General features: G+C 37.8%; 4 protein-coding genes. All 4 read left to right on the forward strand.

Annotated elements, in window-relative coordinates:
* A partial coding sequence (locus ACKI5B_RS10245) for a chromosome segregation protein SMC (RefSeq protein ID WP_407428408.1) occupies positions 1–2,220 on the forward strand: 2,220 nt, incomplete at its 5' end.
* Positions 2,220–2,585: a hypothetical protein gene (locus ACKI5B_RS10250; RefSeq protein ID WP_407428410.1), complete on the forward strand. Its 366-nt coding sequence runs from the start codon at positions 2,220–2,222 to the stop codon at positions 2,583–2,585. The genes ACKI5B_RS10245 and ACKI5B_RS10250, both read left to right, overlap by 1 nt.
* 10 nt (positions 2,586–2,595) lie before the next feature.
* Positions 2,596–4,191 carry an outer membrane protein assembly factor BamD gene (locus ACKI5B_RS10255; RefSeq protein ID WP_407428412.1) on the forward strand — a complete coding sequence of 532 codons (1,596 nt, stop codon included), beginning with the start codon at positions 2,596–2,598 and terminating at the stop codon, positions 4,189–4,191.
* Between the two features lie 40 nt (positions 4,192–4,231).
* Positions 4,232–4,960, forward strand: a complete 729-nt coding sequence (locus tag ACKI5B_RS10260) for an SIMPL domain-containing protein (protein WP_407428414.1) — start codon at positions 4,232–4,234, stop codon at positions 4,958–4,960.
* Positions 4,961–4,963 lie beyond the last annotated feature (3 nt).

A 4,963-nucleotide genomic window follows, 5' to 3' on the forward strand; every position in this document is an offset into this window, starting at 1 on the left:
GAACTCCAGATGGAACTTGTCCGTATACAGACTGAAAAAACAAATAAACTTGACCAGCAGAAGCTTTTAAATGACCAGGCACGCACTATCCGCGAAAAAATCGGTACATTAGAGCTCAAAAACCGCTCAATTCAGGAAAAAATCGACGAACTTGAAGAAGAAATTGCCGATCAGGATTCTGATTTACACGCAAAAACAAAGCAGATTGAAGATGTTAAACAGAATATCGAATCATTCGTAAATAACATCGAATCATCTCAAAATCAGATTAATTCAAACGAACAGAAAGTTTCGGAAAGCGAAGAAGAAATAAAAAATCTGCTTGCACAGCGTGAAGATTTCCAGAAAGAGCTTGAAGCAATTACAGAAGATATCGTTACAGAACTGGACGCAAAGCTTAAAGATTCCGGTTTTTCTTCTGCAGCAAGCAAAAAAGCAAAGGAAGATTTAGATTCTCTGGTTGGAAAGCTCAAGATTTTTGCAGAAGGAAGGCGTAACATTTTCTCAGATTACGCTTCTTTAAAAGGTCATTCTGATTCCGAAAACGAAAAATTTGCAAAAGATGCAATCACTGCCTTAGATGAAGTTTCAAATCTTGTAAAGGAAATTGAAGGTGCAGTTCAGAATTATGCACAGACGGTACCGAACTTTATCGACGAATTCCTTTCACCGGAAGGTATCATTACCAAAAAACGTACAATCGATCAGAATATTCAGGAAAATGTACAGCATGTTTCTTCAATCCGGGAAAGAATCGACGGCTACAAGGCAGAAAATGTTCTTCTCATAGGTAAAATCAACGAATATAAAGATACACTCTCACAGCTTCGTATTTCTGAAGCACAGATGCAGCAGCAGATTTTCAATGCTAAACAGACAGCCGATCTTTTAAAACGCAATCTTGTAAGCGAGCAGAATGCACTGCGCCAGAATGAGCAGGATTTGTACCTTGAACAGAAAAATCAGGAAGACATGGACGAACGCCTTTCTGACCTTTCGGAGTCTCTTGGCGAAATCGAAAAACGCGGCCGTGAATGTGCCGAAACAATGGGAAATCTCGACGAAGAAATTAAACGCTGTAATACAAGTGTAAGCGGCAAAAAGAACGCCCTCGATAAAAAACGCGAAGAACAGCAGAAATATCAGTCTCAATATGAAGACTTAACATTAAAACTTGTTACAAGCGAAAACGATATCCGCAATATCAAGCAGAACTTTATCGAAACTCATTCACGCGACTTAATGGAATTTGAAGAGCGCATGTACAAAATCAATACGCCTTCAGCAGTCCTGCGTGAAAAACTTTCTGATTCAAGAAAAGCTCTTTCAGATTTAGGTTCTGTAAACCTTATGGCTCCGGAAGAATTCGGCGAGCAGAAAGAACGCTACGAAAAACTTCAGGCAAGCTGGGATGATACAAACAAATCCCTCGAAAACATGCTCCGTGTAGCAGAAGAAATCAGGTCAAAATCAACAGAAATGTTTATTGCGACTTACAACAAAATCAAAAAGAATTTCCACAATATGTTCCGCCGTCTCTTTAACGGTGGCCGCGGAGAGCTGCGCTTAACAGATCCTCAGAACGTTCTTACATCAGGTATCGATATTTACGCAGAGCCGCCTGGAAAAAAACTTCAGAATATAGCCCTTCTTTCCGGTGGTGAAAAAACAATGACGGCTGTTGCACTTCTCTTTGCAACATATCAGGTACGCCCTTCTCCATTCTGTCTTCTTGACGAGATTGATGCAGCTCTGGATGATAAAAACGTTACTAGCTTTGTCACAGCCCTCCGCTCATTTGCAAAACTTTCTCAGTACATCGTCATTACCCACAACAAAAAAACAGTTATGGGTGCAAGCACGATGCTCGGTGTTACAATGCAGGAATCCGGCGTAAGTAAAATCATTACAATCAGCCTTGAAAAGGACATTACAACCGATACGAGCTACGATACGACTGAAGAATTTATCGAAGAAGATGTTCCTGATGAAGAAGGTGTTGTAATTCCACCCCGCCCGGAAAAACGTATTCATAATCCGGACGGCACAATAACCGATCCTGTCGTAGAGCGCTATAATGAAGAGCAGAAAGAAGCAGCAAAACGTGCTAAAGCTGAAGCAAAGGCTGCAAAACTTGCTGCAGAAGAAGCTAAACAGGAATCAGGAGAATCTGAAATTTCAGAAAATACAGATTCACAGGAAAATCAGGGGAATCAATAATGCCGGACTTTGAGGATTTGAAAGAAGCAGTTTCAGATTTTGCTCATGAAAAACCGTTTTTACTTACGGTAATAGCGATTATTGTGTTATTGTTTTTTTCAGGTCTTATAATTCTGATGATTCAAACAACGCCTGCAAAAAAACTTGATTATCAGCAGCCGGAACCATTTGTACAGGATTCACCGGTACTTATTCCAGATTCTCCTGATATCGAAAAAGAATACTATTCTTCAAGAATCACTGAAAATCAATGGTCTAAAGAAGAAGTTAACCGCTGGTTCACCTATCCGGACGAAGATTCAATGTCAGAACTTGAAAAAGCAAATGACAGAATTATAAAAGATATAACAGAAGCAGCACCATAAAGCGAAAGTTATGAAAAAACATTTATTTTTTGCCCTTATGATTTCAACTTTTCTCATTTCAATGTCATGTGGAACAACTGAAACTGTAGCCTCTTCAATCGCAGACGAAATGAATTCACCTTCAAAGCAAAATGAAAAACAGATTTCAACAGCAGAAATAAATAAGCCGGAAGACTTTCCAATTTCTGTAAGCGAAGAAAATAAAGATAATGAAACCGAAACTTCTGAAAAAGTCAGCGAAGAAGATTCAAATCTAAACAAAGAAACAGAAAATCCTCCAACACCTGATGAAAAAGAAAAGGTTTCTGAATATCAGATTTTTGATGAAACTCTGATACCAGTATATGATTTACCGGAAACAGAATCCCCTGCTGCACAGATTACACAGCCGCAGCCGGAAAACGAAGGAGATTCAGAAAAACATGAAATTTCAGAAACTTCCGGGTCTAAAGAAAACGATTCTTTAATACAGCAGATAAACAATACAGAAAACGAGTTAAATTCTGCTGCGAAAAAACAGGATACAGGTACAGAAGAATTTACAGCAGAAAACACTGCAGCAGAAGATATTACAACAGAAGAAAACACAATAACCGAAGAAGAAATATCGGAAGAACTTACACCAGAGCCGGAATCTGAAGTAATTTCTCCTTCACGGTCAGTTTCTGTCAAACTCAATCAATATCTGGATGTAACTTATCCAGGAACCGGCTGGGTTTATATAGGTGAATCAGAACAAACATCTCTTTTTAACTATTTTGGCCGTAAAATTGGCACTGGCAACACAACATTCGCTCTCCGTGCAAAAAAATCAGGAAAAACACTGCTTCATTTTTATAAAAACGATCTTTTAACAGGCGAATATATAGATGATTATCTTGAAGTTAATGTTGAAAATTTAAAAGCACAGGGTCGTGTAAAAGCACCTGTTTATGCAGAAATCGTTCCTGCACAGCCTCAGCGCAGAATCGATAGAGAAAATCAGGCTCTTGAACAGGCACAGCCTTTATCAGAAGAACAGCAGAAACAGTCATTAAAAGAAGATATAAATCCTGTAAAAACAAATGAAGAAAATTCAGCACTAAAAACAGAATCTGAAAATAAGAAAAATAACAAAAATGAAGAAACTCAGAATAATGTTTCAAATAAAAAGGATTCTGATGATATAAAAACAGTTATTCAAACATCAGACGGAAATACAGATAACAGCGAAGCAAAATCACTTAATTATACTCCTGTTTCTTCTACAACATCGCAGAATCTGGAAACTGAATCAATTCAGACAGAACCCTCTGTAATTACAGCAAATGAAGATAACATAATTGATGAATCACTGCTTGAAAAGGCAAAAAAAGATTTTGAATCTAAACAGTATTCTCAGGCACTTACAGAAGCACAGCAGTATTATAACAATGCAAATACAAGACTTGATGAAGCACTTTACCTGCTTGGACAGATATGGGAAAGTGAAAGCGAAATCAAAAACATCCGTTCAAGCATTGATTCTTACGAATCTCTTACAAAACTTTTCCCGGCAAGTAAATTATGGAAACAGGCAAAAAACCGCTCAATCTATTTAAAACGGTTCTATATTGACATCAGATAAACTGATAATAAAAAACAGTCAATCAAAATCGAGGTTTATAATGAAAAAATTAATCAGAATTATCACAACTTTTTCTCTAATTGCAGGAGCACTTTATTTTTCATCCTGCACAATTCATCAGGATATTTATTCAAAACGCACTGTAAGTGTTTCCGGCACTGGTTCAGTAAGTCTTGAAGCTGACACAGCCACTATTATTCTTTCTGTTATCACACGAGGAAGAGATGTTGCCGAAACTTCTGCTGAAAATGCAAAAAAGATGTCTGCAGTTCAGGATGCAGTTATCAAAGCAGGGATTTCAAAAGAATGCATTTCAACACAGAATTATTCAGTTTATCAGGAAAGTCACTATGACAATAAAACAGGCAGACAGATTCCTGATGATTTTCGTGTAACAAATCAGATCAAAATTCTTGTTAAAAAAATAAGTACGGCAAGCGATGTAATTGATCTTGCCCTAAAAAACGGTGCAAATCAGCTTTCATCTTTAACATATGGTGTAACTGATACAGAACTCGCAAAAAAACAGGCACAAAGTCTTGCAATAGCACAGGCACAGGAATCAGCAAATCTTCTTGCAGGAGCAAGCGGTGCAAAATTAGGAAAAGTTCTTTCTATAACAGAGCACGCTGATTACTCATATCAGCGCTCAAGACTTTTAAAAACGGCAGACAATATCGATATGAACTTTATGGAAGCTGAAGAAGCTGTCGCAACTCCAGTTTCAGGAGGAACATCTACTGTTACCGTAAGCAAAGTCGGATCGTAGCCA

This window comes from Treponema sp. (assembly GCF_045657965.1).
Lineage (GTDB): Bacteria > Spirochaetota > Spirochaetia > Treponematales > Treponemataceae > Treponema_D.

Bases quoted from the DNA above. Each gene is read 5' to 3' on its own strand.
- ACKI5B_RS10255 (WP_407428412.1), top strand. From the start codon at position 2,596: ATGAAAAAACATTTATTTTTTGCCCTTATGATTTCAACTTTTCTCATT.
- ACKI5B_RS10260 (WP_407428414.1), top strand. From the start codon at position 4,232: ATGAAAAAATTAATCAGAATTATCACAACTTTTTCTCTAATTGCAGGA.
- ACKI5B_RS10250 (WP_407428410.1), top strand. From the start codon at position 2,220: ATGCCGGACTTTGAGGATTTGAAAGAAGCAGTTTCAGATTTTGCTCAT.